We start from the raw sequence: 269 nt of genomic DNA on the forward strand, positions 1-269 counted from the left end.
CCCCACCAACTAGCTAATGCGCCGCAGGCCCATCCCCAAGCAGCAGATTGCTCCGCCTTTCATTCTTCTCTCAGGAGAAAAAAGAAATTATCCGGTATTAGCTACCGTTTCCGGTAGTTATCCCAGGCTTGAGGGCAGGTTGCCTACGTGTTACTCACCCGTCCGCCGCTAAGTTTGAAAGGAAGCAAGCTTCCTCTCAAACTCCGCTCGACTTGCATGTATTAGGCATGCCGCCAGCGTTCGTCCTGAGCCAGGATCAAACTCTCCAA

At 52.8% G+C, this 269-nt stretch carries 1 rRNA gene; it reads right to left on the reverse strand.

What is annotated here, in order from left to right:
- Positions 1–269 (reverse strand): 16S ribosomal RNA (locus C173_RS16175); the annotation flags it as partial.

This window comes from Paenibacillus sp. FSL R7-277 (assembly GCF_000517965.1).
Taxonomy (GTDB): domain Bacteria; phylum Bacillota; class Bacilli; order Paenibacillales; family Paenibacillaceae; genus Paenibacillus_AQ; species Paenibacillus_AQ silagei.